Raw genomic sequence first — 820 nt, forward strand, 5'->3', positions numbered from 1 at the left:
ACCTCGTTAGTTGAAACGTGGTGATAAATTAGGCCATCTGCAAAAACATGCCTAGGTGTGGTTGCTGTTACGGTTACTAACAAAGAAGAGTTTCTAACGTATTTAGCCGGCAGTAAAGATAACCCTCCTTCAGGCAAAACTAGATCTGAATGGGCGCCATGGGTTGAAAAAGAAATTGAATTAGTGAAATCAAAACCAGGCGAATTTATCAAGGTGAAAAGACCTTTGCCAATTACACCTAAGCTTAACGTTTCTTTCACTGATGACACTTACACGGTTATGTTTTATGGCCATGTACCTATCATTATATTCGGTGATGAGCCTTGTAAAGTCTCTCCATTAAAGAGTTATATAAAGGCAAAATCAACAAGTAAAACTGAACATTACAATTACTTGATAAAAAGGCTCTATGTTATAAATGAAACTTGTTGAATGAGTTTGTAATTGAATATTTTCTACAACATTATTAATTTTGTATGATGCGGACTTTAAAGCTAAACCAAGTATCCATTAAGCCACAAGAAAGTTCCAAAACACAATAAAATTGATAGAAAATCACAATAATTTGTCAATTAAACGAATTAGGTTAAATATTGTTAAACTTTCTGTCACTTGTTGATATTGAAAATTTCTCGTACGGTCCAAATAAATTAATAAAACTGAGGACCTAAACACATTAACTTCTTAAAAGTGTTTAGGATACATTCCCCTACTCGATCTAATTAGTCGGATACTTGGTCCACTCTCCACCATCTAATTGGATGTAAGGCTGCCCTTTTATATACATCATTACCGTATCTTCATTCTCGGCGACCTTGGC

The 820-nt window shown here is 34.5% G+C and carries 1 protein-coding gene; it reads left to right on the plus strand.

Annotated features, from left to right (window positions below; genetic code table 11):
• The first annotated feature begins 57 nt into the window (after window positions 1-57).
• Entirely contained in the window at window positions 58-432 is a 375-nt protein-coding gene (locus tag HUS61_RS21970) for a DNA replication terminus site-binding protein (protein WP_175083682.1), read from the plus strand.
• Window positions 433-820 lie beyond the last annotated feature (388 nt).

Source organism: Pseudoalteromonas sp. 0802 (genome assembly GCF_013350085.1).
In the GTDB taxonomy this organism is placed as follows: domain Bacteria; phylum Pseudomonadota; class Gammaproteobacteria; order Enterobacterales; family Alteromonadaceae; genus Pseudoalteromonas.